The 25,549-nt window shown below is 69.2% G+C and carries 24 protein-coding genes; 12 read left to right on the top strand and 12 right to left on the bottom strand.

The features are described from left to right. Nucleotides 1–37: 37 nt before the first annotated feature. The gene (locus HNR23_RS06690) at nucleotides 38–1,168 is read right to left on the bottom strand and encodes an ABC transporter substrate-binding protein (protein ID WP_221308046.1); all 1,131 of its coding nucleotides are present in this window, start codon (nucleotides 1,166–1,168) and stop codon (nucleotides 38–40) included. 241 nt (nucleotides 1,169–1,409) lie between these two features. Beyond that, on the bottom strand, nucleotides 1,410–2,579 hold the full coding sequence (locus HNR23_RS06685; RefSeq protein ID WP_184074553.1) for an ROK family protein: 1,170 nt from the start codon (nucleotides 2,577–2,579) through the stop codon (nucleotides 1,410–1,412). A 174-nt stretch (nucleotides 2,580–2,753) separates the two neighbouring features. Here HNR23_RS06685 and HNR23_RS06680 point away from each other — a divergent pair, with 174 nt between their 5' ends. Continuing rightward, complete coding sequence (locus HNR23_RS06680; protein ID WP_184074551.1) at nucleotides 2,754–3,338, top strand: hypothetical protein; 585 nt, start codon at nucleotides 2,754–2,756, stop codon at nucleotides 3,336–3,338. Nucleotides 3,339–3,411: 73 nt separating this feature from the next. Here the strand turns inward: HNR23_RS06680 and HNR23_RS06675 are convergent, their stop codons facing one another. Further along, nucleotides 3,412–3,756 carry a hypothetical protein gene (locus HNR23_RS06675; protein WP_184074549.1) on the bottom strand — a complete coding sequence of 115 codons (345 nt, stop codon included), beginning with the start codon at nucleotides 3,754–3,756 and terminating at the stop codon, nucleotides 3,412–3,414. A 164-nt stretch (nucleotides 3,757–3,920) separates the two neighbouring features. Then, complete coding sequence (locus HNR23_RS06670) at nucleotides 3,921–5,576, bottom strand: molybdopterin-dependent oxidoreductase (protein WP_394353813.1); 1,656 nt, start codon at nucleotides 5,574–5,576, stop codon at nucleotides 3,921–3,923. Between the two features lie 166 nt (nucleotides 5,577–5,742). Between HNR23_RS06670 and sigK the strand changes: the two genes are divergently transcribed. Both sigK and HNR23_RS06660 read left to right on the top strand, forming a co-directional pair. Beyond that, nucleotides 5,743–6,411 (top strand): ECF RNA polymerase sigma factor SigK, encoded by a 669-nt coding sequence (gene sigK / locus HNR23_RS06665; protein WP_184074545.1) that lies wholly within the window; start codon nucleotides 5,743–5,745, stop codon nucleotides 6,409–6,411. Next, on the top strand, nucleotides 6,408–7,232 hold the full coding sequence (locus HNR23_RS06660) for an anti-sigma factor (RefSeq protein ID WP_184074543.1): 825 nt from the start codon (nucleotides 6,408–6,410) through the stop codon (nucleotides 7,230–7,232). The genes sigK and HNR23_RS06660 overlap by 4 nt, the downstream gene beginning before the upstream one ends. Nucleotides 7,233–7,266: 34 nt before the next feature. Here HNR23_RS06660 and HNR23_RS06655 read toward each other — a convergent pair whose 3' ends face one another. Beyond that, the gene (locus HNR23_RS06655) at nucleotides 7,267–8,094 is read right to left on the bottom strand and encodes a hypothetical protein (RefSeq protein ID WP_184074541.1); all 828 of its coding nucleotides are present in this window, start codon (nucleotides 8,092–8,094) and stop codon (nucleotides 7,267–7,269) included. A gap of 183 nt (nucleotides 8,095–8,277) precedes the next feature. Here HNR23_RS06655 and HNR23_RS06650 point away from each other — a divergent pair, with 183 nt between their 5' ends. Then, nucleotides 8,278–8,730: a septum formation family protein gene (locus HNR23_RS06650; protein WP_184074539.1), complete on the top strand. Its 453-nt coding sequence runs from the start codon at nucleotides 8,278–8,280 to the stop codon at nucleotides 8,728–8,730. Between the two features lie 111 nt (nucleotides 8,731–8,841). On the opposite strand, the gene HNR23_RS06645 is transcribed toward HNR23_RS06650, so the two are convergent. Further along, a complete protein-coding gene (locus HNR23_RS06645; RefSeq protein ID WP_184074537.1) occupies nucleotides 8,842–10,218 on the bottom strand; it encodes a glutamate decarboxylase in 1,377 nt (458 codons plus the stop codon). 341 nt (nucleotides 10,219–10,559) lie between these two features. On the opposite strand from HNR23_RS06645, the gene HNR23_RS06640 reads away from it, so the two are divergent. Further along, complete coding sequence (locus HNR23_RS06640; RefSeq protein WP_184074535.1) at nucleotides 10,560–11,039, top strand: septum formation family protein; 480 nt, start codon at nucleotides 10,560–10,562, stop codon at nucleotides 11,037–11,039. A 79-nt stretch (nucleotides 11,040–11,118) separates the two neighbouring features. On the opposite strand, the gene HNR23_RS06635 is transcribed toward HNR23_RS06640, so the two are convergent. Beyond that, nucleotides 11,119–13,530 carry a helix-turn-helix domain-containing protein gene (locus HNR23_RS06635; protein ID WP_184074533.1) on the bottom strand — a complete coding sequence of 804 codons (2,412 nt, stop codon included), beginning with the start codon at nucleotides 13,528–13,530 and terminating at the stop codon, nucleotides 11,119–11,121. Nucleotides 13,531–13,770: 240 nt separating this feature from the next. Here HNR23_RS06635 and HNR23_RS06630 point away from each other — a divergent pair, with 240 nt between their 5' ends. The 6 genes from HNR23_RS06630 (at nucleotide 13,771) to HNR23_RS06605 (ending at nucleotide 19,211) form a co-directional block, all read left to right on the top strand. Next, nucleotides 13,771–14,856: an alpha/beta hydrolase gene (locus HNR23_RS06630; RefSeq protein ID WP_343070446.1), complete on the top strand. Its 1,086-nt coding sequence runs from the start codon at nucleotides 13,771–13,773 to the stop codon at nucleotides 14,854–14,856. A gap of 32 nt (nucleotides 14,857–14,888) precedes the next feature. Beyond that, a complete protein-coding gene (locus HNR23_RS06625) occupies nucleotides 14,889–16,058 on the top strand; it encodes a serine hydrolase domain-containing protein (protein WP_184074531.1) in 1,170 nt (389 codons plus the stop codon). A 377-nt stretch (nucleotides 16,059–16,435) separates the two neighbouring features. Beyond that, a complete protein-coding gene (locus HNR23_RS06620; protein WP_184074529.1) occupies nucleotides 16,436–16,657 on the top strand; it encodes a hypothetical protein in 222 nt (73 codons plus the stop codon). A gap of 237 nt (nucleotides 16,658–16,894) precedes the next feature. Then, a complete protein-coding gene (locus HNR23_RS06615) occupies nucleotides 16,895–17,272 on the top strand; it encodes a hypothetical protein (RefSeq protein WP_184074527.1) in 378 nt (125 codons plus the stop codon). A gap of 92 nt (nucleotides 17,273–17,364) precedes the next feature. After that, nucleotides 17,365–18,888 carry a polymorphic toxin-type HINT domain-containing protein gene (locus HNR23_RS06610; protein WP_221308045.1) on the top strand — a complete coding sequence of 508 codons (1,524 nt, stop codon included), beginning with the start codon at nucleotides 17,365–17,367 and terminating at the stop codon, nucleotides 18,886–18,888. A 29-nt stretch (nucleotides 18,889–18,917) separates the two neighbouring features. Further along, nucleotides 18,918–19,211: a hypothetical protein gene (locus tag HNR23_RS06605; protein WP_184074525.1), complete on the top strand. Its 294-nt coding sequence runs from the start codon at nucleotides 18,918–18,920 to the stop codon at nucleotides 19,209–19,211. Nucleotides 19,212–19,317: 106 nt separating this feature from the next. Here the strand turns inward: HNR23_RS06605 and HNR23_RS06600 are convergent, their stop codons facing one another. Genes HNR23_RS06600 through HNR23_RS06590 form a run of 3 tightly spaced genes read right to left on the bottom strand, consistent with a single transcriptional unit; the run spans nucleotide 19,318 to nucleotide 20,525 of the window. Continuing rightward, the gene (locus tag HNR23_RS06600; RefSeq protein ID WP_184074523.1) at nucleotides 19,318–19,518 is read right to left on the bottom strand and encodes a DUF397 domain-containing protein; all 201 of its coding nucleotides are present in this window, start codon (nucleotides 19,516–19,518) and stop codon (nucleotides 19,318–19,320) included. Nucleotides 19,519–19,532: 14 nt separating this feature from the next. Next, on the bottom strand, nucleotides 19,533–19,724 hold the full coding sequence (locus tag HNR23_RS06595; RefSeq protein WP_184074522.1) for a DUF397 domain-containing protein: 192 nt from the start codon (nucleotides 19,722–19,724) through the stop codon (nucleotides 19,533–19,535). A gap of 27 nt (nucleotides 19,725–19,751) precedes the next feature. Next, nucleotides 19,752–20,525, bottom strand: a complete 774-nt coding sequence (locus HNR23_RS06590) for a helix-turn-helix domain-containing protein (RefSeq protein ID WP_281381828.1) — start codon at nucleotides 20,523–20,525, stop codon at nucleotides 19,752–19,754. A 568-nt stretch (nucleotides 20,526–21,093) separates the two neighbouring features. On the opposite strand from HNR23_RS06590, the gene HNR23_RS06585 reads away from it, so the two are divergent. Further along, nucleotides 21,094–21,408 carry a hypothetical protein gene (locus HNR23_RS06585; protein WP_184074518.1) on the top strand — a complete coding sequence of 105 codons (315 nt, stop codon included), beginning with the start codon at nucleotides 21,094–21,096 and terminating at the stop codon, nucleotides 21,406–21,408. A gap of 89 nt (nucleotides 21,409–21,497) precedes the next feature. Here the strand turns inward: HNR23_RS06585 and acnA are convergent, their stop codons facing one another. After that, the gene (gene acnA / locus HNR23_RS06580) at nucleotides 21,498–24,221 is read right to left on the bottom strand and encodes an aconitate hydratase AcnA (protein WP_184074516.1); all 2,724 of its coding nucleotides are present in this window, start codon (nucleotides 24,219–24,221) and stop codon (nucleotides 21,498–21,500) included. Between the two features lie 388 nt (nucleotides 24,222–24,609). Beyond that, nucleotides 24,610–25,542, bottom strand: coding sequence for an LLM class F420-dependent oxidoreductase (locus tag HNR23_RS06575; protein ID WP_184074514.1), 933 nt, complete (start codon nucleotides 25,540–25,542; stop codon nucleotides 24,610–24,612). Nucleotides 25,543–25,549 lie beyond the last annotated feature (7 nt).

The following is a 25,549-nucleotide window of genomic DNA, read 5'->3' as shown; positions in this document are numbered from 1 at the left end:
GGGCGCCCGTGCCACGCGCCCGCCACCGGATCCCCTGTCAGCTGTCGTCGGCCGACGTGCAGAAGTCGGTCGTGGCGTAGGCCTCGGTGCAGATGTCCTCGATGGTGTAGAAGCCGTCGGAGACGACCGTCTCCTCGACGTTGTCCTCGGTGACCGCGATCGGGTCGAGCAGAACCGCCTTCACCTTCTCCCCGTCGCCGCTCTCCACCTCGGTGAGGCCGTCCTCGCCGCCGGCGTAGTCCTCGCCCGTGGCCAGGGCGACCGCCATCGCGGCGGCGGTCTCGGCCTCGGGGCGGATGGCCTTGTAGACGGTCATGTACTGCTCACCGGAGATGACCCGCTGGATACCGTGGATCTCAGCGTCCTGACCGGTGATCGGCGGGATCTCGTCCACTCCCGCGCTCTTCAGAGCGGCCAGCACGCCCTGGGCCATACCGTCGTTGGCCGAGTAGACGCCGACGATGTCGTCGGCGCCGATCGACGTGATCGCCTGCTCCATCTGGGTCTGCGCCCGGTCCGGCGACCAGTCGGGAGTGTCGTACTCGGCGCCGATCTCGACCTCGCCGTCGAGCACCGCGTGTGCTCCGGCCTTGAAATCGGCGGCGTTGGGGTCGGTGGGCGAGCCGTTGATCATGACGATCTGTCCCTCACCGGCCGCGCCCTCCTTCTCCAGCGCCTCGATGAGCGCGCGGCCCTGCACCTCGCCGACCTTGCGGTTGTCGAAGGAGACGTAGTAGTCGACGCCGCCGTGGGCCAGCCGGTCGTAGGCGACCACGGGCACGCCCTGGCCCTTGGCGTCCTTGACGATCTTGCCGGCCGCCTCGGCGTCGACCGCGTCCAGGACCAGCACGTCGATGCCCTCGGTCAGCATGGCCTCGGCCTGTGCCTGCTGCTTGGCGGTCTCCTGGTCGGCGTTCTGGTAGGACAGCTCGCACTTCTCGCACAGCTCGGCGAGGGCCTGCTCGAAGTAGGGCTTGTCGAACTTCTCGTAGCGCGCGGTCTTCGATTCGGGCAGGAGGAGGCCGACCTTGAAGCCCTTCTCGACGCTGGCATCGCCGCCGTTCGCGCCGTCCCCGCCGGTGGTGGTCGCGCATCCTGCGGCCAGCAGTGCCAGCGCGGCTGCGGCGCCGACCGCGGCGCGGCTCACGAATCCTGTGCGCTTCTGCAACGGGGTGTCCTCCTCTGGGGCTCACACCGGGCAGGTGATGGGGTGGGGCCCGGTGAGGTCATGGGCGGAAGTCAAAACCCCCGGCAAAGTTGACGTCAAGGTGTGAACGCATAACCGAAACGTCACGCACGTTGCCTTCAAGACATGAACAAACCGAAAGTCCAGCGCCTGACGGGAATGCGGGGGGTGTGAAGATCCGTGCGCCACGGGCCTGTTTACCGAATCGTGTCACGCGGCCGCGTCACCCGGCCGCGGTCACGGCCAGCCGCAGCGCACCGCGCAACGCCGAATCGCCGCTGAACTCGGCCCGCACCACCCGCAGATCGCGCACCGCACTGCCGAGTGCGCCCAGCTCCACCTCCCGGCGCATCGGCTCCAGCAGCAGCTCCCCGGCCGCGGCCAGCTCGCCGCCGACGGTCACCATGTCCGGGTTGAACGTGTTCACCAGGATCGCGATCCCCCGGCCCAGGGCGCTCCCGGCCTCCGCGACCACACGGCGGCACCCCGGGTCTCCGGCCGCGGCCGCCGCCACCACCTCAGGGATCGTGCCCGGAGTGTCGCCGTTCTGCTGCCGCGGCGGCACCATCCCCAGCAGGTACGGCGCCCCGGTCAGCGTCTCCAGGCAGCCGCGGTTGCCGCAGCGGCACACCTGCCCGCGCTCGTCCAGCCCGATATGCCCGATCTCGCCCGCGTTGCCGCGCGTACCGCGCAGCAGCCGACCGCCGATCACGATCCCGGCGCCCACGCCCTCGGAGAGCTGAACGTGGATGACGTGCTCCAGGCCCCGCGCAGCCCCGGAGGCCGTCTCGGCCAGGGCGCACAGGTTGGCGTCGTTCTCCGCGAGCACCCCCACCCCCAGCTTCTCGGCCAGGGCGGCCGCCGGGCGGAAACCCGCCCATCGGGGCAGGCAGCTGATCTCCCCGATCTCGCCGCTGCCCAGATCGATGGGGCCCGGGATCGAGGCGACCGCGGAGGTCACGGTCGAGCGGTCCACCCGTGCCGCGGCCAGCACCGTCTCCACCAGCCACACGGCGCGGCGCACCCCGCGTGCCGGGTCCGCGGCGACATCGTAGGCGACCGACTCCCGGGCCAGCGTCGTGCCCTGGCTGTCACCGAGCACGACGGCGAGCCGGGCCGGGGCGAAGTCGATCGCGATCACGGCGCCCGGCGGGCGCAGCAGCGTGATCGCGCGCGCCCGCCGCCCGTTCGACGATGTCTCGCGCACCGACACGGTCCCGGCGGCCCGCAGGTCGCGCACCATGTTGGAGACGCTGGCCGGAGACAGGCCGGTGGCCCGGGCGATCTCCGCCTGCGTGAGCGTGCCGGCGGCACGCAGCGCCTCGACCACCCGCCGCTGATTGGCCCGGCGCAGCTCCGCCTGGCTCCCCGGTGCCACCTCGGTGTCGGTCACAACGGGTTCCCCTCGTCGCTCCTGGGTTCACGGCTTGGGCCCGGACCGGCGGCCGGGCCTTCGGTGACAGGGAGCTTAGCCGTGATGCCCGGCCCACGCCCACGGCGGTCACCGCGCTGCGGTGCGTCGACGGCCGGCACGGTCGAGTCGCCGCGGTCGGGCTAGACTCCGCGCGTGCCTGTCCTCTCCACCGGTGATCCCTCCTGGCCCGCCGCCGCGGCCGGGCTGTTGCGCGGCGCTCCGCCCCGGGCCGGGCGCTGCCGGGTCATGGCGCTGGAGGGCCCCTCGGGCGCGGGCAAGAGCACCGTGGCCGACCGTGTCGGCACCGAGCTGGGCTGCCCGGTGATGCGCATGGACGACCTGTACCCCGGGTGGGACGGGCTGGCGGCCGTGGTCCCACTGGTGCGCGCATGGGTGATCGATCCGCTGCTGCGCGGCGGGCACCCGCGGTGGCGGGCCTACGACTGGGACCGGGGACGGCACGCCGAGGAGTGGCAGGAGACGCCGACCGGTCCGTTCCTGCTGATCGAGGGCTGCGGTACGGGCGCACGGGAGCTGCGCCCCTACCTGTCGGTTCTGGCGTGGGTCGACGCCCCTGCCGACGTGCGCGCACAGCGCCTCGCGCAGCGCGGGGACGCCGCCCTCTACGCCCCCTACCGGGAGATGTGGGCCCGGCAGGAAGACGCGTTCTGCGCCGAACACCGCCCGCGCGAGCACGCCGACCTCATCATCGAGAACACGGCGGCGGGGCGGCTGTGAGCGCCGCGCCCGCCGCCCGGTCGTACAGCGGGTCGCGGCGCCGGACGCGGCGGGACAGGAGGTCGCCTGAGGACTACCCGTCGCTCTCCATGTCCCCGCCCTCGTCCGTGTCGTCCATCTCCCCCGCGTCGTCCATGTCGTCCATGTCGTCCATGTCGTCGCCGTCGTCGCCGTCGCCCCGCATGGCGTCGCCGTCGTCCATCATCTCCCCGTCGTCCATGGACTCCCCGCCCATGCCGCCTTGGCCTTCGTCGTCCTTCATGTCGCCCATGTCCTCATCGGTGGACTCCTGCTGGGTCGACATCTCGTCGCCGCTGTCCTCGCTGTTCAGGCAGCCGGACAGCGGCAGCGCGATCGCCAGGGCGATACCGCCGACTGCGGCGAGGGAACGCAACCGGTTCATCGAGCGAATGGACATACTGGCTCCTCGGTTCCTTTTCGTGGGTCGGAACTTGCGATACGTGACGGGCGCGATGCGCACCCGCCGTCTCCGTGACCGGTCGCGGGGACCGCACGGGGGCATGGGCAGGGGCGGACGGGGCGCTGGCCGGGGCCGTGCGCGCCCCGCTTCCCCGGCGGGCGCTATGTCGTTTCGACGGTGACGTCGACCGTGTGCCACCCGGTGGCGCCGTCGGGGGCGGGCGGGGCCTCCCGCCCGGTCTGCACATCTCCGTTCCGGTCGGTGGCGCGAACGCCGAGCCGGTGCTCCCCCGGTTCGGCGTCCCAGTCGAACACCCACTGGCGCCATGTGTCGGCCGTCCCCTCCGCGGCGAGCCGGGCCGGGTGCCACGGGCCGTCGTCCACCCGGACCTCGACCGCGTCGACGCCGACGTGCTGTGCCCACGCGACTCCGGCCACCGTCACCGGTCCGGCGTCGAGCCGCGCCTGCTGCCTCGGGGTGTCGATGCGGGCCTGGGCCTTGACCGGTGCCCGGTCGGCCCAGCCGCGCGGCACCCAGTAGGCGTCGAAGGCGTCGAACGTGGTCAGTTCGATCTCGACGATCCACTTGCAGGCCGAGACGTATCCGTACAGCCCGGGGACGACCATGCGCACCGGGAATCCGTGCTCGGGTGGGAGGGGGCGCCCGTTCATGCCGAGGGCGAGCATGGCGTCGCGGCCGTCGAGCACGTCGGCCACGGGGGTGCCGATCGTCATGCCGTCGGAGGAGCGCGAGACGAGCTGGTCGGCCGGGCCGCCCTCGGCGGGCGGACGGACCCCGGCCTCCTCCAGCAGTGCCGCCAGCGGCACACCGATCCAGCGGGCGTTGCCGACATAGGAACCGCCCACAGGGTTGGAGACGCACGCCAGCGTGATGTCGCGTTCCATCAGGTCGGGGCGGTCGAGCAGGTCGTCGAAGGAGTACCGGCGTTCGGTGGCGCCCTGGCCGTGGACGCGCAGGGTCCAGGCGGTGGCGTCGATGCGCGGCACCGTCAGCGCGGTGTCGATGCGGTAGAAGGAGCCGTCGGGGGTGAAGAAGGGGGTCAGCCCGTCCAGTTCCAGGTCCACTCCATCCGCAAGCGGCGGTGCGGGCGAGGCGGGGGCGGGCAGCGTGATCCGTCCGGCCGACGCGGCACCCTCGGCCCGCGAGGCGGCGTACCGGCGCGCGCCCGTGCCGATTCCGGCCGACGCCGCCGCTGCGGCACCGGCGAGCAGGGTGAAGCGGCGGCGGTCGAATGGGACGCGCTCTCCGATGGCCGCGTCGGGACTCGCCGCCGAGGTGGACGCCGGGATGTCGGCGGACGCGCCGACCGGAGGCCCACCCCGCGCGCCGGGCGGGGCGTCGCCCTCCTCTGGCGGACCGCCCTGCCGGGGCGCGCGGGCCAGTAGGCCGCGCAGCAGCACCGTCGCCGCGCCGGCACCCACCGCCGACGGCAGTCCGTCGAGGAGACCGCCGTCGGGCCGGGTCAGGGCGGCGGCGACACCGATGAGGCCGACAAGAGCGATCCCGGCACCGCCGACCGCCGGCCGCCGCCGGGAAGCGGTGCCGAGCAGCGCGGCGAGGGCGGCCAGCGTCACCGCCATCCCGCCCAGCAGCACCGCCTTGTCGGCGGTGCCGAAGGCCGCGACCGCGAACTCCTTCAGCGGGCGCGGGACCAGGTCGATGACCGCCGCTCCGACGGCGAGCAGGGGCGTGGCCTCGGGCCGGGTGAGGGCGCCGACGGCCTCGGCCGCAGCCAGTCCGGCGCCCCCGGCGATCAGCCCGCACAGCGCGGCGGTGGCGCGGTTCGGCAGGGCGATGGCGCCACTGAGGCCAGGGGCTCCGGGCGAATCGTTCCGTTGATGCGACACGTCCTTCGTTCGGACCGGTGCACGGTGGGGCGACGGCGATTTCGGCAACGAAACGGTAAAGCCCTCGGGCGAGGCGCGTGGCGGCGTCGCCCTCCCCGCCCCGGCTCCGAATGACATGGTGGGAGTCGGCGAGACGGCACCACGAGGAAAGGGCGGTGGCAGGGTGGAGCAGGCGATACCGGTGAGTCCCCCACCGGGGGGCGGCGATACGGCGGACGAGCACCCACTCGACGGTCAGGGCGATTTGGGCCCCCTGCTGCGCCGCACCGCCCGAGGCGATCTCGACGCGTTCGAGGCGGTGTACCGGGAGCTCTCCGGGCCGGTGTTCGGCCTTGTGCAGCGGGTGATCCGGGACCGCGCCCAGGCCGAGGAGGTGACCCAGGAGGTGTTCACGGAGATGTGGCGGACCGCCGCCCGCTTCGACGCCGAGCGCGGCGGCGTGCGCTCCTGGGTGCTCACCATCGCCCACCGGCGCGCGGTCGACCGGGTCCGCTCCGAGCAGGCCGCGGCCACCCGCCTGGAGCATGCCGGTCGGCTGGAACCGGACGCCTCCCCGGCCGACGACGTGCCCGACCGGGTCGCCCACCGCCTGGAGCGGGAGAAGGTGCGGCGCTGCCTGCGCCACCTGACCGAGATCCAGCGCGAGACCGTGCGGATGACCTACTACACCGGCTACACCCAGCGTGAGGCGGCCCAGCTGCTCCAGGTCCCGCTGACCACGGTCAAGGGCCGCCTGCGCGACGGACTGATCAAGCTGCGCGACTGCCTGGGGGTGACCCGATGAGCACGCCGGACCACAGCGCACCGGACGACGAGGTCCACGGCCTCACCGCCGCCTACGCGGTCGACGCGCTGACCGGCGAGGAGCGGGAGCGCGCCGAACGGCACCTGGTCCGGTGCGCGGACTGCCGCCGCGACCTGCACGACTTCCGGGCGACGACGGTGCGGCTGGCCTACGCCGAGGCCCAGGAGCCCGACCCGGCTGTCTGGCAGCGGCTGCGCGCCTCGGTGCCGGGCATCCGCCGGCTCCCGCCGCTGACGGCCGAGCACGGCGCGCAGACCGCGGCCTCGGAGGCGGCGCCCGGCGGTGTCGAGGAGGAGTCCGCGTCCCCGGCCCCCGACGGCACCGCTCCCGCCGTCCCGCTGCGGCGCCGCCGCACGGTGCTGCCCTGGCTCGCGGCGGCCGCGTGCCTGGCCGTCGCGCTCGCCCTGGGCGGGACCGTGGTGGCGATGCAGCAGCGCATGGACGACATGCGCGCCCACACCGCCGAGGTCGAGGCGCTGCTGGCGGCCTCCGACGCGCGGATCCGCGCGTCGGAGGTGCCGCGTACGACCGCGCGCGCGACCGTCGTCACCTCGGATGAGATGGGCAGCGCCATGATCATGGTCGAGGGCCTGGCCCCGCCGCCCGAGGGCATGGGATACCAGATGTGGCTGGTGGACGACGACGGCATGCGCTCGGCGGGGATGCTGGAGGCGACCGCGGACGGCATGCTCTCGGGGATGGCCAAGGATCTGGGGACGGCCCGCCAGATCGGTATCACCCTGGAACCGGCGTCGGGCATGCCCGAACCCAGCGAGGATCCGATGAAGGTGGAGGTCTGAGCCCCAGGGTGCCCCCGTCGGTCTCGATCGGCCGCTACCGCCCGCAGATCTCGCGGGTGAGCCGCAGCTCCTCGTCGCCCGCTGCGATCCCCGCGCGCAGTTCCTCGACACGGGCGGCGGCGTACGCCCGCCCAGCCTGGGCGGCATGTCGGCGCGTCCGGAACCCGTTGTGCCCACCGGTGGTCGTCGCGATGGCGATCGCCCCGCCGAACAGCAGGGCCTCCCAGAGGATCCAGGTGTTGAACGCGCTCGTGGTGGAGGCGGGGTCGGTCGACCTGACGTAGCCCAGGTTGGTGAACCCGATGGGGATGAGCGCGATCGCGCCGACGAACATCAGGATCTTGGCCACGTGCAGGAAGATCTGCAGGGCCCACCGGTTCCGTGCCTTGTCGAGGTCGGTGTGGGCCAGGTCCAGCTCGCCGCGCCACGCGCGGCGGTTCTCGGCCATCGTGCGGACCGTACCCGTCGCCGCGTGCACGGCCGCGGCGTGGCCGGCCCGCAGGGGTCCCTCGGAGCGCCCGACCCGCTGCCACAGCGCGCCGAACAGCTCACCCGCCTCGGCGTCCCCGTTGCTGTCCGGGGGCCGGACCTGGCCCGGGTGGAGGAGGAAGGCGAGGACCAGCGCGGGGTCGACGTAGACCTGCGGGGCCTGCCGCCAGCCGTCGAGGCGGCCGCGGAGCTCGTCGATGAAGGCGACCGCCGCCGACTCGGCGGCCTGGAGGTCGTCGGCGAGTGCCCGGGCTCCACCGCGGTCGGCCGAGTCGAGGGTTCGACCCTGGTCGGCGGAACCGGCGGCGCCACCGCAGTCGGAGCCTGCCCCGGGTCCGCGGTCGTCGGCGCCCCGAGGCGGACACGGGCGCACCGCCCCGGCCCCCGGCCGCGTGGAACACCGGCGGCGAACGTCCCCCTTCGATGCCCGCCCAGGTCACAGTTCTTCCAGGAAATCCCGACCGCGCCCGAAAACGACCGTTCACCACCCTTCCGACCGCTAAGTTCTATCTCTGTTCGACCCCCCGCAATCCCCTGAACCATCACGGAGTGCCTGATGCCTGCTGTCCTCCCCCACCCCCGCCTCGGCCGCGCCCTCACCACCGCCGCCGCTGTCACCGCAGGCCTGGCCCTCTCCGGCTGCGGCCTCCTCGCGGGCAGCGCTTTCGACCTCAAGGTCGGTGACTGCCTTGCCACAGTCCCTGACGGCGAGGAGATCAACGACGCTGACACCATCGACTGCGCCGAGCCGCACGAGGCAGAGGTCTACGCCGAGCATCAGCTCTCGGGCGACACGTACCCCGGTGAGAAGGAGACCGACAAGGAAGCGGACTCCTTCTGCCGTTCGGAGCTGGAGGCGCTCATCGACGACAACGACGACGCTGAACTCTCCTACACCTTCCTGATGCCGACCGAGGATTCCTGGAACAACATGGACGACCGTGCTGTCACCTGCATGGTCGTCGACCTGGACGGCACCACGGGCTCGCTGACGAACAGCGAGGCCTGATCCGACCCCGCCCGGACGGACGCGCAGCGCGGCGTATTCGTCCGGGCGACGGCTCTCGCCGACATCACGCGAAGAAGGGCACCGCCACCATCGTGCGAGCGGCCCCGGCGATCAGTGATGGAAACCGATCCGAGCGCCCGGCCCGGCCGCGCCCGATCGCAGTTCCCGCAGCGCCCGGCGCATGTCCTCGGCCAGGAGAACGGCCTTGTCCGCGCTGATGCCGTGGCGGACCAGCACCCGCTGGACGACCGTCATGTCCCGGTCGGGCGGCAGCGGGTAGGCGGGGACCTGCCAGCCGCGCATGCGCAGCCGGTCGCTCAGGTCGTACAGGCTGAACCCGGGATCGGGCTCGGAAAGCGTGTAGGAGACCGCGGGCAGACCGCCCTCACCCCGGTACAGCAGCGTGAACGGCCCCATCCGGTCGACCTCCTCGGCCAGCCGGGCAGCGGTGTCCAGGCAGTGCTGCTGCACCGTGCGGTAGCCCTCCCGGCCCAGCAGCACGAAGTCGTAGTACTGGGCGATGATCTCACCGCCGGGCCGACTGAAGTTCAGGGAGAAGGTCGGCATCTCGCCGCCCAGGTAGTCGACGTTGAAGACCAGCTCCTCGGGGAGCAGGTCCGCGGTCCGCCACACCGCCCAGCCCACCCCCAGCGGCGCCAGGCCGTACTTGTGTCCCGAGGTGTTGATGGAGGCGACACGCTCCAGCCGGAAGTCCCACACCAGGTCCGGCTGGCAGAAGGGGGCGATGAACCCGCCGCTGGCGGCGTCGACGTGCAGGGGGATGTCCAGCCCGGTGTCGCGCTGGATGGCGTCCAGCTCCGCCGCGATGTCGGCGACCGGTTCGTAGTCGCAGGTGAAGGTCACACCGAGGATCGCGACGACGCCGATGGTGTTCTCGTCGACGTGGTCGCGCAGCTGGTGCGGGCGCAGACCGGTGGCGCCTTCCTCCAGCGGGACCTGGCGCAGCTCCACGTCGAAGTAGCGCGCGAATTTCTCCCAGCAGACCTGCACCGGCCCCGCCACGATGTTGGGGCGCGAAGCGTCGGCACCCTCGGCTCGGCGGCGCTTGCGCCAGCTCCACTTCAGTGCCAGACCGCCGAGCATCGCGGCCTCGCTGGATCCGGTGGTGGAGCACCCGATGGTGTGCCGCGGCTCGGGCGAGTTCCACAGGTCGGCGAGGATGTGCACGCAGCGCGACTCGATCTCTGCGGTCTGCGGGTACTCGTCCTTGTCGATGACGTTCTTGCCGAGGCTTCCGGCCATGAGGCGGTAGGTCTCGTCATCGGCCCAGGTCGTGCAGAAGGTCGCGAGGTTCTGCGAGGCATCGCCGTCCAGGGAGAGCTCGTCGCGCACCAGGGCGTAGGCGACGCGCGGGACGGACTGGGTCTCCGGCATGCGGTACTTGGGGAGCGGCGCCTCGCTCAGCCGGCTCGTGAAGATGTCCGCGAGCTGTTCCTCGGCAGGCCGGTCGGCCTTGTGCAGTGCCATGAGCTCCTCCCCCACGGTGCGCGGACGACCGGACACGATCTCTGAAACACAGCTTCGCCGGAACCCCGGTGCTCGCCACGTCTGACGGCGCGGCTTAGCCCGAATCGACACAGAGATTTGCCTCCGTTTCACCTCCGACCGCACCGAAATCCTCGCCCGCTTTTCCATAATTCCTCACGATGACCATGGCAATCCGCGTCAATTCCGTCCGTTTTGCCCCGACGAAAACCATGTTCATCGCAGAATTGGCGTTTTTCGGTCGTGACCAAATAGAGTCCTGAACGTCCACAACGACCGATATGTTGACCCTCGACACCCCCGAACCTCTTCACGGAGCTTTCATGCCTCCCACCGCCCCCCGTCTCCGTGCCGGTCGCGCCATCAGCACGGCCGCCGCCGTCGCCGCAGGCCTGACCCTCTCAGGCTGCGGGTTCCTCCCGGTCGTTCTCTTCGACCCCGGAGCGGACAGCCCCTACCGCCTTGAGGTCGGTGACTGTCTGCTCACAGAGTTCACGGATGACGAGGTCGACAGAGTGAACACCGTCGACTGCACGGATCCCCACCGAGCCGAGGTCTATGCCATCACCACGCTGGATGACGGTGACTTCCCCGGTTTGGCGAAGGTCAAGGAGACGGCCGAGGATATTTGCAGGGAGGAGTTCCTGTGGTTTGTGAATGTCGACTACGACGATTCCGAGCTTGAGTTCTCACTGCTCCACCCCAGCGAACAATCGTGGAATGTGTTCAACGACCGCCAGGTCACCTGCGTCATCATTGATCCCAGAGGAACCACGGGATCGCTGAAGGGCGCCAATCGCTGAATCGAGGATGAGAACGCCAACGCGGATACGCCACTACGCCACTGGCACACCCCGCTGTCTTCTCCAGGGTCCCGGTCGCTCATGGGCTCGCTGCGGCTCGGGCGGGTCGGGGGTCGGCCTGCTGATCGCAGAATGTGCGGTCGAGGTGGTGTTGCAGCCGGATGTGGCGGAACTGGTGGACGGCGCCGGTCTGGCGCAGCACGCCGCGGCGATAGGCGTCGTCGAGGAAGGCGACCAGGTCCCAGGGGAGCCTGCCGGTGAGGGGGAGCCAGATGCGGGACAGGGTCAGCCACTGGCCCCAGGCGGTGAAGGCGAGCACGTAGGAGGAGGCGCCGCCGAGTCCGCCGGCCGCCCCGAACAGGAGGGCACTGGGTAGCCCCCAGGCCAGCGGTCCAATGGTTTGCTGGAACAGGGCGACGACCACGTGGCCGGACAGCGCGATGCCGAAACTGAGCGTCGGTACGAGGACGAGGAACTGCCGTGCCGCGGTCGTGCGGTTGGAGGAGAGCAGCCTGACCGGGGTGGCCGCGGCGGTGATGTCCATGGGGGCTTCGAGCACGGCGAGCAGCCCGAAGACCAGCCCGGCCGCCGTTCCGAAGATCAGTCCGAAGACCAGCATGTTGGTGACCGCGCTCTGGAGCACTCCGGGGTCGGTGAACGCGTTTCCTTTCCGGACCACACCCAGGAGGACGTCGGCCCACGCGAGTCCGCTGCCCACCACCACTCCGCCCAGCATCACGATGGTGAAGCGGGCCGTGAACGCGCGGACCGGTCTGGGCCGCACGCCGCGGCTTGTGACAGGCAGCCGCAACCGCACATGGGACGGCTCGACGGCCCCTCGGCGGAAGGAGGGCAGGGCGCAGTAGGCCGCTCCGAACGCGACACCGGCACAGGGACCGAAGAGGGCGCCCTGCAGCAGGATCATTCCGAGGTTCCACGGTTCATCGACGACCCACGGGGACAGGAACGCGCCGACGATCCAGATGGACACGGCCACGCACAGTGTCGCGACCAGCACGACGTTCAGGACGCGTGTCGGGAGGCCCAGGGAACCCGCGATGCGCCACCATCCGAGGTCCTGGCGGCCGCGGTTCTGCCGGGCGAGGTAGCCGAGCCAGTGCTGGGCGCGGTGCGCATCCCGGTGCCTGCGCGGCTGGCCGTCGTCGGACCGCTCGGGGGCGCGGCGCCGGTACACCGCCGGTATGAACCCGGCCAGCAGGTGCTCTTCGAGGTGGTCCTCGGTGGGAAAACGCGTGGTGTCGAGCAGTTCCTCGGGGTCGCTGCCCGGTGTTTCGCTGTACATCGTCCGCGCCAGGCCGACCATCAGCGGGGTACGCAGCACCCCGGCGAGGTTCACGCTCCCCTGCGTCAGCCCGGATCGCAGCTCGGTCATAACGGCGTCCCACAGCCCCGCGTCGCCGCCGGAAGCGTCGCCGTGGGCGACGGGCCGCGCGGTGCGGGGCAGGTAGCCGGCGAGGTCGTCGAGGGTGAGGTCGGAAAGTTCGATGCCGGCGGCCCAGACCAGGGGCGAGTGCGCCGTGCGGACGGCGCGGGCGTACTCGTCGCGTCGGCTGGTCAGAACGAGCGGCATGGACGGGGTGGTGTTGAGTGTGTGGAGCGCTTCGCCTCGCAGACCATCGGCGATCTCGTCGAACCCGTCCAGGACCGGCAGGATCAGTCCGGCGTCGACCAGGGCGGCGGCCAGCGTCCCACCGCCCGGCGCCCTTTCGGCCAGGTGCGGATGGTCCCGTAGAAGCCCGTCGACCAGCAGGTCCCGCAGTGCGGTGGTCGTCGGATCCCAGGATCCGAGGCCGAAGATCACCGGTACCCGGCCGGGGGAATCCGGGGCCGAAAGGAGGTCCAGCACGAACCTGATCGCCAGGATCGACTTTCCGGAGCCCGCCCTGCCGAGGATCACCAGCCGTCCCGAGGAGATGCGCCGGTAGGTCTCGGCCACGCTCCCCACATCACCGCTGAGATCCACGTCCTGCGGGGGCGCTCCCGGAGGAAGACGCTGGATGTTCTCCGCATGGTCGGTCAGATCTGCGGGAGCCTGCTGCCACCGCACCGGCAGCGGAAACGGATCGGGGACCCGGCGCTGGTCCTCCTCCCGCTGCCACCGGCGCCCGACTTCTCTGGCCAGGGCATCGGCGGCGCCCACGAGCGCGTTGCTCGACGGCACCATCCCGCGAGCCGACCCGCGAAACGGCGGCGACAGCTGGGACGGCTGGGCATCCGGTGCCGACTGCGGAGTGCCCGGCTCGCGTGGTGCCGGGACCAGCGGGCCTGTCAGTTTCTGGCGGTCTTCGGGACTGGCGTTCAGCGCGTCCGCCAGCAGATTGACCGTCGCCAGCCGGTGGTCGGCGGACTTGCCGGTCTCCAGCCTGCGGATGGTACGCACACCCACCCCGGCACGCTCCGCGAGCTGTTCCTGGGTGAGGCCCGCATGCTTGCGCAGTCGCCGCAACAGCGTGCCCGACTGGTCCGTCACATTGGCCGCCCTTCACACGAACTCAGGCGTTGTGAGCTTAGCGTGACGACCGGTCACCAATGGCCGGTCCCCTGGCCTGTTCGTGAAGCGGCGGGAAACCCCATGGTCGTGGCGGGTGGACGTGATCCGGCGTGCTGAGCCGACCCCCAGTGTCAGCCGCCCGCGTCCGCCCGAGCAAGGGCGGGGCCGTGCCGGCGGCCCCGCCCTCTCCCCCCGCCACTGCGCACCAAGGAGACGAACGTGCTGAGATCCACGCTGTCGCGCAGGTTCCGTGCCACCCGAGTCATCGCCGCGGCCACCGCGGCCGTGGCATGGGCGGCCCTGACCGGTCCGGTCGCCCACGCCGATGCGCCCGCCGTACCCGAGTTCGCCGACGGATTCGGGCTCACCCAGGTCCCGGATGCCCGGGAGGTGCACTCCGGCACCGACTTCTCGATCACGGTGACCACCCCCGAAGTGGCCGGGCCGCGCAAGATCCGCATCTTCCTGCCCAGCGACTACGCGTCCGAGCCCGGCAAGCGCTGGCCGGTGGCGTACTTCCTCCACGGCGGGCCCGGAAACGCGGACGATGCCGGCGCGGTCGAGGGACTGCGCTCGGACCGGATGATCACCGTCGCACCGGACGGTGGCCGGAAGGGCTGGTACGCCGACTGGCTCATGCAGGACACCGCCGAAGGCGCGGCCAACTGGAAGACCTTCCACCTCGAACAGGTCGTCCCCTTCATCGACGCCAACCTGCGCACCGTCCCCGACCGCGACCACCGCGCCGTCATCGGGCTGTCCATGGGCGGATTCGGCTCCATGCACTACGCCCAGGCCCGACCCGACCTGTTCGGCCATGTCGCCTCGCTGTCCGGCGCCATCGACTTCGGCGACTACGCCGTCCGCGGCGCCGTGGTGGCCACCGAGCTCAACCTTCTCAGCGCCTGGTGCGCCGTCAGCAGCTCGCGCGGATGTGCCGACTACGGCCCCGTCGTCGACAGCGACGCGATCTTCGGCTCGCCGTACCCCGTCTTCAACGCCGATCACATCTGGAGGTCGGTCGATCCGGCGTCCTCCACCAACCTGGCCAAGCTCGCCGACACCGGCATCACTCTCTACACCGGCGACAACGACCTCATCGAGAAGCGCACCGCCGCCGGCGTCCGCACCGTCACATCCCGCCTGGACAGGCTCGGTATCCCCAGCCGCGCCGTCAACTACGGCAACGGCGCATCGCTCTCCCCCACCTGCAACGGCGGCCACAACTACGGTTGCTTCGCCCCCGCGATCGCTGACTACATCCCCCGTCTGGAGGCCGCATTCGCGGCCGCGGCGACGAACTGACCGGCGTGCCCCCTCACGAAGGAGCAGACACCATGGCAGAGAAGCGGAGCAAGACGAAGCTCTCCATCATCATCGGCACTGTGTGCGCGACGATGCTGACGCTGTCGGGACCGGCGGCGAGCGCGCAGACGACCGAGCAGGACCACCCTGCCACGCTCGCTGCGCTGAAGGCCTTCCAGCGGAGCGCGGGCCCTGGAGCAGCCGTCCACGCCGGGGACGGAAACGACACCTGGACACTGTCGGTCGGCACGGGAACGGTCAACGCCAACCGACCGATTCAGTCGGATGAGCACTTCCGTATCGCAAGCCAGACCAAGACGTTCACTGCGGCGGTCGTGCTGCAACTGGTCGACGAGGGCGAGGTCGCCCTGGACGACCCCATCGAGGACTACCTGCCCGGCGTCGTCACCGGCGACGGCTACGACGGCACCCGCATCACCGTGCGCCACCTGCTCCAGCACACCGGCGGGTTGGCACCGTACGCCCCCCACCCGCACTGGCTCGGTCAGAAGCCTCCGGCCAACCCGGACGGCACCTACGACCTGGCCGCCTCGGTTCGCAAGGGGCTCAGCTATGCGCCGGTCTCCGCGCCCGGCGCCGGCTGGACCTACTCCAACACCGGCTATTTCATCCTCGGCATGCTCATCGAGGAGGTGACGGGGATGGCGGTGCACGAGGCCATCACAGGCCGCATCATCGAACCGCTGGGCCTGAATCGGACCGCATTCCCCGCGCCGGGCGACCGCGCACTGCCCACTCCGGCCGTCAACGGCTACGAAGGTATCCGGGTCGGCGGCTTCTTCGCCTGGCGTTCCGCCCCCACGTACGATCCGTCCCTCTACAGCAGCGTCGGAGCAATGACATCGACTCTGGAGGACATGACGGAGTTCTACCGAGCGCTGACCGACGGCAAGGTTGTCTCGCCCGCGGGTCTGGCCGAGATGCAGAAGATCCGCGACATGGGCGACTCTGTTCGCGGCTACGGCCTCGGCCTCATGCGGCATGAACTGTCCTGCGGTGGCGAGGCATGGGGCCACGGCGGCGACGTACCGGGCTACTCGACCTACACCCTGGTCACCGAGGACGGCCGCCACGCTGCCCTCGTGACCAACGCGGGCTTCGTCGTGATCTCCTCGAACATGCAGCTGAGACTGGACCTGATGGACACGGCCCTGTGTGAGGGGCAGCCGCCGCGATCCTGACCCCGATCCCCACGGACCGCTGAACGCCTCGCGATGCACGAACGGCTCGCGAGGCGTTCGCATGCCCGAACGGGGAACCGGCCGCCGGGCTTCTTCCCCATCCACCCCCGCCATGGCCGCCCACATAGAAGCAGGTCAACCGCAGGTCATCTTTGGCCGGTCCCCTGGCCTGTTCACCGGGCGCACGCGGCCGCCATCGTCAAGGTGAGCCGGGCCGGACCCGTCGGCCGGTGAACGTGCACGCGGCAGAGATCGCCCAGCCCGAAGCAGTACCGGTCTGGGCGCATGGGACGGCTCCGCCGCCGCACGCGGGCCCGCGCCGAGGCCCGGCTCACTTACCCCCTTCTCGTTCGAGAAAGACCTTGAGGAGGTTCGATATGGCCTACCGCTACCGGTGCGGCGAATGCGGCTTCAAAACCGGATGGACCACCGAGTCCGAGGCAGAAGACCGCGCGATCGCCCACTACGCCGACCACCACCCCGAACTCATCCCCGGCGGCAGCGTCGAAATCAATACGAAGAACCCCAACTCCCTCGGCTGCCTCCCCCACCTGGGGATCCTCATCCTCCTGCTGATCATCGCGTCCTCATGCGAGTAGGCGCCTGGGGTCCGCCGGTCACACAAGCGTCAGGCATCGATTCATACGTGTGTCCAGTTTCGGCCAGAGGTTTGACGTTGTTGTGGCTGTCCGCGTTAGGGTCGCTACCGCCCGGCGCCTCTGCGCCCTCCTCCCCCGGCCCTTCCATCCCCCATCGCCCGGAGAATCCCGTGTCCCGCCCCTCCCCCCACTTCGACGTCGGCCGCTCACCGCTTCTCACCCTGGAGGTCTCTCCTCATGCGTGAGACGCTGCCGACCCCACTCCGCATCACCCGGATCCTGTTGTTCGTCCTAACCGCTGTCGTTGGCCTCCAGGTCATCGGCGGCCTGTTGATCTTCGACATGGGACCCGAGCTACTCGGCCTCCTCGTATGGACTGCGCTTCCCGGGATCGCAGCACTGTTCCTCGCCCTGCGCATCCCGAGAGGTGGAAGGTGGATACTGGCGGCGATCCTGGTCCTTCAGGTGTTCCTACTTCTCTTTGCGCTCGGACGGATCGGCAATGGCGACCCGCAAGGGCTGACGAATCTCCTTTTCCCGGTCCTGATCACCGTCTTCGTCCTACAGAAATCCTCCCGCGCCTTTCTGACGTCAGGCTCTTCCCTCCACAGATAAGAGCCTGCGCACCGGAACCCTCACCCCCCAACCCCCCCGGATAGGTCCTCCTGGTGTTTCGCAGGATTCACGACCCCGACCGCGGCGCGAACATGATCGAATACGCCGCGGTCATCCTCCTGGTCGCCGCGATCGTCAGCGTTGTCATGGACGCCGGAATCGGAGACCGCGTCGCGGCCGAGATCGAGCGGGCACTCAAAGGCGTCTCCGGTGAAGAGACCGCTGCCGGCCACGACCCGACCGAACTCGCGGGCGACGACATCGATCCGGGGGGTACCGCGGACCACGGGGCCGAAACGACCGGCCTTCCCGGCGACGCGACGACCCGGGAATACAGCCGCACCCACAGCACGGACTTCCCGGTAGATGAAGACGGCGAGCCGCTGATACTGGCGCCGGGCGACGAGGTCACGCCGAAAGGGCTCGGAGAGGTCGACGAAGACGACCCGCCGGTGCAACGGTTTCTCGACGCTCTGGCTGATGGTGCCGGCAACGATGTCGGTGGGGTCATCGAGGGGATCGGGGAACTGCTGACCGATCCGGTGGGATCCCTTGGCGACAGCTGGGACGCCATCGCTGAGGATCCTCTCGGACTGATTCTCAGCCAGGAATTGCGCGACGCCTGGGACCGAGGTGACTGGCCGGCGGCCTTCGGCTACGGCGTGTGGGACATCGGATCCTCCCTCGTAGGTGGGGTCGGCCTGCTTCTGAAGGGTGGGAAGGCTGCCACCAAGACACCCCAGGGAGGTGGGTCGAAACCTCCCGACGGAAACGGCTCGGATAAGGACAGCGGGCAGAAGTCCGACAAGGAAGACTCTTCGAACGACGAAAAGAAGAATGAGGACAACAGGGCAGCTGGATGCAAGACGGGGAACAGCTTCCTCCCCGGAACCCCCGTCCTGCTCGCAGACGGCACATCGGCGCCCATCGAGGACATAGCCGTCGGCAGCGACGTTTGGGCATTCGACCCCCTCACCGGCGAGGAGGGTCCCCGTTCAGTCACCGCCACCATCACCGGCTCGGGCGAGAAGACCCTCGTCGAGATCACCATCGCCGATGACAACGGTGACACAGGATCGGTCACCGCCACCGACGAACACCCCTTCTGGGCTCCCGAGAAGGGTAAGTGGGTCGACGCGATCGACCTGGATCCCGGCACATGGCTCCGTTCCTCCAACGGAACGTGGGTGCAGGTTACAGCAGTCCAGACGAGCAGGGCCTCCGACCAGAATGTCCACAACTTCACGGTCGACGGGATCAGCACTTACTACGTTGCTGCGCCGGGAATGGATATCCTTGTCCACAACAACGACTGCCCTCCACCGATGCTCGACGACCAGTCTGAGAAGTATGTTAGGGACAAGCACATGCCAGGTGGGCCACTTGTCACCCCTGACAAGAGCCTGTTCAGGAGCGACGTCGATCTGGACGCGCTGGTCGAGGCAGCTGAATCCACTCCAGCAAGGGGACCCAACAGAAATGGCAACTATGAAAGGGATGTCACAGCCAGCGAAATCATCGGAAACAAGTCACAAAATGCAGGCGGTGACCCCACAAGAAGATATAGGGTAGTTCAAGATAAGTGGGGTGGCGTAATAACAATGCATCCACTCTAGCCCAAACCCACAGAAGCAGCGGAGAAGTCTTGGGAATCTCTGTTTTCACTGAAGACCAGATCCACCAGCGCGAATACGCGGGGCCAGAACTCAGCTCTGCAACGGAAAGAATATTCGACGCCGCCACAGAAGGGACATTCCTGTCGGGAATCCACTTGCACGCCGACACGATGTTCAACACCTGGCAGCTAACATGCATCCTCGAAGAGCTCGACAGCATCGCCCTTCGCCGACCAGAGATATCCACCGACATTGCCAACGTGAAATCCTTGATTGAAACAATCATAAGAAAAAGGGGATACTTGTGGATATCAGGGGATTGAGAATCAATGGATTACCCCCTGATCGGACCGTGACGCCACGGGAAAGCCCCGGACCAGATCCCTCTGAGGTCCGGGTCCGTACGTAGAGCGTGGAGGTTACCGAGACTCAGCCGTCGATCTCACCCTCCTTGACCGACGAGGCGAAGGCCTCCCACTCGGGAAATCCGAAGGAGAGGTGACCACGCTCCGGGTGCTTGGAGTCTCGGACCAGTGACGCACGAGCCGCCTGAGCGATCTCGACGCATTCCTTCCCGCCTCCGCTGTAGCTGCTGGTACGCCCGAGCGGCTGGGGGGACTTGCGGACCATCTACCTGGTCTCCTTCACGTGGATTTCACCGTAGAGACGAAGGCCCGCCATTCCGAGAACCCGAAGGAGAGGTGACCAAGCTCCGGATGCCTGGAGTCTCGGACGGCTCTCCCTGAGGGGAGGTCTCCGACTTCTACGCATGTGGGGCCGTTCCCACTGTAACTGGACTTCCGCCAGCCTCTAGGGGACGGCTCCGACGTGGACATGCCGAGGCTCCTCTTGACTACCTGGTTTCATCTATCGAGGAGGGAGGCCATGAACGCGCGCGTCTTCTCCGGGGGCAGTGCCATCGTGCACAACTGGTTGAAGGCGAGCGTATAGCGAAAGACATCGGCCTCCTCCTCGACGTAGAGGCTACTTGTCATCGCTTCTACATGAACCACGTCGGGGTCTCCGTCCTCCGGGAACTGCAGGATGGTGAACTCCCCTGCGGTGGCGGGGTGTTCGCCCACCTCATATGGCGAAACGCGGAGGGTGACGTTGTCCCGCTCAGCAACGGCAAGAAGCCACGACAGCTGCTCCTGCATAACCTCCCGGCCACCGACCTTACGCCGCAATGCAGCCTCATCCAGCACCACGGAGAGGGAGCGAGACGGATCATTGATGAATCGCTCCTGACGCTCCATCCGGACTTTGATCCGACGGTTGACCTCTCCTGGCGGAGATATCAACAACGCCGCCCTGATCACATGCCGCGCGTAGTCCTCCGTCTGGAGAATCCCAGTGACGACCTGCGGCGCGTAGCTGAGGACCTGGGCAGCCTCCGTCTCCAAACCGATGTAGTTGGCGTAGTCCTGCGGGATAGCATCGGCATAGTCATCCCACCATCCCTTAACCCGGGCTCCCTTGCCGAGCTCGATGTAGCTGCCGCGGCGCACCTCAGGGACTCCGTAGAGGGTAAGCAGATCACGCAGATCCTTGGTCGATACGGCGGTGCGGCCGTTCTCGACTCTGCTGACCTTGGACTGTGACCAGCTCAAGCGCGTTGCCACCTGTGCGCCCGACATGTCCGTTTCGCGCGAATGAATCCCATCATCATCGCGGGGAGTGGCGTCGGGCCGAGGCCCCGAACCGAGTGGCCCTCACCCGCACGACGACCAGCGGCCCCTGGACCCTGCTGCCTTCGTCGGCGTGGCTGCGGCAGGGAGCCGGCCGGCCTGCGGCGCATGCCCCGGCGCCGACCCGACTGAGCGCACCTCCCGTACAGAGCAGGGGCTGGTGTTCCCGCCCGGCTCAACCGGTCTGTCGGGTCGTTGGAGGGACTCTGCGCCGACTTTCTCTGTTTTCCTGTCGTGCCTGACGTCCTCCGCCTAGAGTGAAAGGTATGAAGGAACGTCTTACGGTAAGTGTGAACCCAGACATCGCCACCGAGATCCGAACCGAGGCCGAGCGTGCAGGAATCAGCCTGTCGGAGTGGGTGGAACGCGCCGCCCATCGTGAGGCCACGCGAGCCGCGTATGCCCGCGCCCATGCGGAGAGAGAGCGCGCTGGTCTCTTCGGACCCGATCACCTTGCCGCGTATGCCCGCCGACGTGCTGCGGTCCACCGCGAGACACGCGGTGCGGGAGAGGCGGAGTGACCCCCCGATTCGGCGAAGTCTGGACGATCGGCCAAGGAGACGATGACGACATCCTGCCTCCTGTACCGCACCTGGTCGTCAGCGGTGACCTTTACAACGAGTCAGGGCTCGGCGTGATCCTGTGCGAGGTGAACCGCCACCAACTCACCGACCCGGAGATCAGCGAACCTATCACCAACCTCGGTGTCGCACTTCTCGATCGCGTTGTCTGGTTTCCGCAGACCTGGCTGCGCGAGAATGTCGGTTATCTACGCCCCGACCGGCACGACCACGTGAAACGGGTGGTGCGAAATCTCATCGGAAACGACTGAGAAGGCCTCCCGAGAACATTGCACACACGAAACGGGCCGCCGCCGTCTTGTGGACGGGGCGGCCCGATGTGGGTCGCGATCGCCGGGGGTTACTTGGCGATCAGCTGGCGGAGGACGTACTGGAGGATGCCGCCGTTGCGGTAGTAGTCGGCCTCGCCCGGGGTGTCGATGCGGACGACGGCGTCGAACTCGACGCCGGTGTCCGTGGTCACCTTCACCGTGGACGGGGTGCGGCCCTCGTTGAGCTCGGTGACGCCGGTGATGGAGAAGGTCTCCTCACCGGTCAGGCCGAGGGAGTCGGCGGACTGCCCCTCCGGGAACTGCAGCGGGAGGACGCCCATGCCGATCAGGTTGGAGCGGTGGATGCGCTCGTAGGACTCGGTGATGACGGCGCGGACGCCCAGCAGGCGGGTGCCCTTGGCGGCCCAGTCGCGGGACGAGCCCGAACCGTACTCCTTGCCGCCCAGGACGACCAGCGGCGTGCCCTGCTCGGCGTAGTTCTGCGCGGCGTCGTAGATGAACGACACCGGGCCCTCGGGCTGGGTGAAGTCGCGGGTGTAGCCGCCCTCGGTGCCCGGCGCGATCTGGTTGCGCAGGCGGATGTTGGCGAACGTGCCGCGGATCATCACCTCGTGGTTGCCGCGCCGCGAGCCGTAGGAGTTGAAGTCCTTGCGCTCCACCCCGTGGGACTTCAGGTACTCGGCGGCCGGGGTTCCCGGCTTGATGGCGCCGGCCGGCGAGATGTGGTCGGTGGTGACCGAGTCGCCGAGCTTGGCCAGCACGCGGGCGCCGGTGATGTCGGTGACCGGGGCCGGGCTGGTGGCCATGCCCTCGAAGTACGGGGGCTTGCGCACGTAGGTGGACTCGGCGTCCCACTCGAAGGTGTTGCCGGTCGGCGTCGGCAGCGAGCGCCAGCGCTCGTCACCGGCGAACACGTCGGAGTAGGCGGTCTCGTACATGTCCGAGGCGATCGCGGAGTCGATGACCTCCTGGATCTCCTCCGGCGACGGCCAGATCTCGGACAGGTAGACCGGCTTGCCGTCGGATCCGGTGCCCAGCGGCTCGGTGGTGATGTCGATGTCCATCGACCCGGCCAGGGCGTAGGCCACCACCAGCGGCGGCGAGGCCAGGTAGTTCATCTTGACGTCGGGGTTGATCCGGCCCTCGAAGTTCCGGTTGCCCGACAGGACCGAGGTGACCGCGAGGTCGTTGTCCTGGATCGCCTTGGAGATCTCCTCCGGCAGCGGGCCGGAGTTGCCGATGCAGGTGGTGCAGCCGTACCCGACCAGGTTGAAGCCGAGCTTGTCCAGGTACGGGGTGAGTCCGGAGCGCTCGTAGTAGTCGGTGACGACCTTGGAGCCCGGCGCCAGCGAGGTCTTGACCCACGGCTTGCGGGTGAGGCCGCACTCCACCGCCTTCTTGGCCAGCAGGGCGGCGCCCAGCATGACCGACGGGTTGGAGGTGTTGGTGCAGGAGGTGATCGCGGCGATCACGACGGCGCCGTGGTCGATCTCGGTCTCGGTGCCGTCGGCCAGCGTGACCTTGACCGACTTGTTGGGACGGCCGCCGTTGGCGGCCTGCGCCGGGGCGTCGGAGGCCGGGAAGGACTCGTCGCTGGCCTCGTCGACCGGGTCGTCGACGTAGTTCTGGACGTCGCGGCGCCAGGTCGGCTTGGCGGTCGACAGGGCGATGCGGTCCTGCGGGCGCTTGGGGCCGGCGATGGACGGGACCACGTCGCCGAGGTCCAGCTCCAGGTACTCGGAGAAGACCGGCTCGTCGGCCGGGTCGTGCCACAGGCCGTTCTCCTTGGCGTAGGCCTCGACCAGGGCGGTCTGCGCCTCGCTGCGGCCGGTCAGCTTCATGTAGCGGATGGTCTCGTCGTCGATCGGGAAGATCGCGGCGGTGGACCCGAACTCCGGGCTCATGTTGCCGATGGTGGCGCGGTTGGCCAGCGGCACCGCGGCCACGCCCTCGCCGTAGAACTCGACGAACTTGCCGACCACGCCGTGCTCGCGCAGCATCTCGGTGATGGTCAGCACCAGGTCGGTGGCGGTGGTGCCGGGGTTGAGCTTGCCGGTGAGCTTGAAGCCGACCACGCGCGGGATGAGCATCGAGATCGGCTGGCCGAGCATGGCGGCCTCGGCCTCGATACCGCCGACGCCCCAGCCCAGGATGCCCAGGCCGTTCTGCATGGTGGTGTGGGAGTCGGTGCCCACGCAGGTGTCGGGGTAGACCTGGCCGTTGCGGACCATGGCCACGCGGGCCAGGTGCTCGATGTTGGCCTGGTGCACGATGCCGGTGCCGGGCGGGACGACCTTGAACTCGTCGAAGGCGGTCTGGCCCCAGCGCAGGAACTGGTAGCGCTCGCGGTTGCGCTCGTACTCGATCTCGACGTTGCGCTCGAAGGCGTCGGGCCGGCCGAAGACGTCGACGATGACGGAGTGGTCGATCACCAGCTCGGCGGGGGCCAGCGGGTTGATCTTGTCGGCGTCGCCGCCCAGTTCCTTGACGGCCTCGCGCATGGTGGCGAGGTCCACCACACAGGGCACGCCGGTGAAGTCCTGCATGATCACCCGCGCGGGGGTGAACTGAATCTCCTGGTTCGGCTGGGCCTTGGGGTCCCAGTTGCCAAGGGCACGGATGTGCTCGGCGGTGACGTTCGCGCCGTCCTCGGTGCGCAGGAGGTTCTCCAGCAGCACCTTCAGGCTGTAGGGAAGTCGCTTGGAGCCTTCGACGGCGTCCAAGCGGAAGATCTCATACGACTCGTCGCCAACGCGGAGCGTGTCACGGCTGCCGAAGCTGTTCGCGGACACGATGCTTGCCTCCTGATCTCGCCACTTTCTCCCAGCATCCTGCACTAACGGCGACGCCGGGAGATCACTGAGGCTGCCCTTATGAGATGGCGCGTGGACCGGGGCCGACCCACCTCACAGCACGCCAAAGTAACTGTTCTACCAGGGGTGATGTCGCCGCCCGCGCCGCCGCGCGCACCGGCCGCGCGGTTTCGCACGCGCGGCTGCCTCAGGGTGGCAGCGGCCAACCTCACACCCGGTGACCAACTGTCGTTTTTTATCTCGACATCAAGCTATCGAACGTATATCTCGATATCAAGTTATCCCCCGGGGCCCCGCCCGGGCACACGAGGGTGCGGCGGAACCGCCGAGGGCACCGCCGCCGCCCGTATCCGCGCCCGGTGGCCCGTCAGGCCACCTGGGGGGCGACCTGCTCCGCGACCAGCTGCAGGTGATCCAGGTCGGACAGGTCGAGCACCTGCAGGTACATCCTCTCGGTACCGATCTCGGCGAACCGGCCGAGCTTGTCGACGATCTCCGCCGGGGTCCCGGCCAGGCCGTTCTCCTTCAGCTCCTCGACCTCCCGCCCGATCGCCCCGGCGCGGCGGGCCACCTCGGCGTCGTCGCGGCCGCAGCACAGCACCTGGGCCGCCGAGTACACCATCGGCTCGCTGCGGCCCGACGACTTGACCGCGGCCCGGGTGCGCTCGAACGCCGCGAAGGTGTCGTCCACGCCGCAGAACGGCACGTTGTACTCGTCGGCGTGCGCCGCCGCGAGCCGCGGGGTGCGCTTCTTACCGGTCCCGCCGATCAGCACCGGCGGGCGCGGCGCCTGCTGCGGCTTGGGCAGCGCCGGCCCCTCGGCCAACCGGTAGTGGCGGCCCTCGTAGCGGAACGACTCACCCACCGGGGTCGCCCACAGCCCGGTGATGATGTCCAACTGCTCCTCGTAGCGGTCGAAGCGCTCACGGCCCGACGCCGGGAACGGGATGCCGTAGGCCGCGTGCTCCTCCTCGTACCACCCCGCACCGAAGCCGAACTCGACCCGGCCGCCGCTCATGCGGTCGACCTGGGCGACACCGATCGCCAGCGGGCCCGGGTGCCGGAACGTCGCAGCGGTCATCAGCGTGCCCAGGCGGATGCGCGAGGTGTCGCGGGCGAGCCCCGCCAGGGTGATCCAGGCGTCGGTGGGGCCGGGGAGACCGTCGACGTCCCCCATCTTCAGATAGTGGTCGGACCGGAAGAAGGCGTCGTAGCCGAGGCTCTCCGCCGCCTTCGCCACCGTCAGCAGGGTGTCGTAGCTCGCCCCCTGCTGCGGCTCAGTGAAAATCCTCAGGCGCATGCACCCC

Origin of the sequence: Nocardiopsis mwathae, assembly GCF_014201195.1 — a bacterium.
Taxonomy (GTDB): Bacteria; Actinomycetota; Actinomycetes; order Streptosporangiales; family Streptosporangiaceae; genus Nocardiopsis_C; species Nocardiopsis_C mwathae.
Note: the sequence above shows the minus strand (reverse complement) of the source record. Positions and strands in the feature narration are given on the sequence as shown.

What these genes read in the sequence shown, in the direction of transcription:
- HNR23_RS06675 (WP_184074549.1), bottom strand. Translation starts at nt 3,756, where the DNA reads ATGTCCATTCGCTCGATGAACCGGTTGCGTTCCCTCGCCGCAGTCGGC.
- sigK (WP_184074545.1), top strand. Translation starts at nt 5,743, where the DNA reads ATGGTGGGAGTCGGCGAGACGGCACCACGAGGAAAGGGCGGTGGCAGG.
- HNR23_RS06660 (WP_184074543.1), top strand. Translation starts at nt 6,408, where the DNA reads ATGAGCACGCCGGACCACAGCGCACCGGACGACGAGGTCCACGGCCTC.
- HNR23_RS06650 (WP_184074539.1), top strand. Translation starts at nt 8,278, where the DNA reads ATGCCTGCTGTCCTCCCCCACCCCCGCCTCGGCCGCGCCCTCACCACC.
- HNR23_RS06645 (WP_184074537.1), bottom strand. Translation starts at nt 10,218, where the DNA reads ATGGCACTGCACAAGGCCGACCGGCCTGCCGAGGAACAGCTCGCGGAC.
- HNR23_RS06640 (WP_184074535.1), top strand. Translation starts at nt 10,560, where the DNA reads ATGCCTCCCACCGCCCCCCGTCTCCGTGCCGGTCGCGCCATCAGCACG.
- HNR23_RS06625 (WP_184074531.1), top strand. Translation starts at nt 14,889, where the DNA reads ATGGCAGAGAAGCGGAGCAAGACGAAGCTCTCCATCATCATCGGCACT.
- HNR23_RS06620 (WP_184074529.1), top strand. Translation starts at nt 16,436, where the DNA reads ATGGCCTACCGCTACCGGTGCGGCGAATGCGGCTTCAAAACCGGATGG.
- HNR23_RS06615 (WP_184074527.1), top strand. Translation starts at nt 16,895, where the DNA reads ATGCGTGAGACGCTGCCGACCCCACTCCGCATCACCCGGATCCTGTTG.
- HNR23_RS06610 (WP_221308045.1), top strand. Translation starts at nt 17,365, where the DNA reads ATGATCGAATACGCCGCGGTCATCCTCCTGGTCGCCGCGATCGTCAGC.
- HNR23_RS06600 (WP_184074523.1), bottom strand. Translation starts at nt 19,518, where the DNA reads ATGGTCCGCAAGTCCCCCCAGCCGCTCGGGCGTACCAGCAGCTACAGC.
- HNR23_RS06595 (WP_184074522.1), bottom strand. Translation starts at nt 19,724, where the DNA reads ATGTCCACGTCGGAGCCGTCCCCTAGAGGCTGGCGGAAGTCCAGTTAC.
- HNR23_RS06590 (WP_281381828.1), bottom strand. Translation starts at nt 20,525, where the DNA reads ATGTCGGGCGCACAGGTGGCAACGCGCTTGAGCTGGTCACAGTCCAAG.
- HNR23_RS06575 (WP_184074514.1), bottom strand. Translation starts at nt 25,542, where the DNA reads ATGCGCCTGAGGATTTTCACTGAGCCGCAGCAGGGGGCGAGCTACGAC.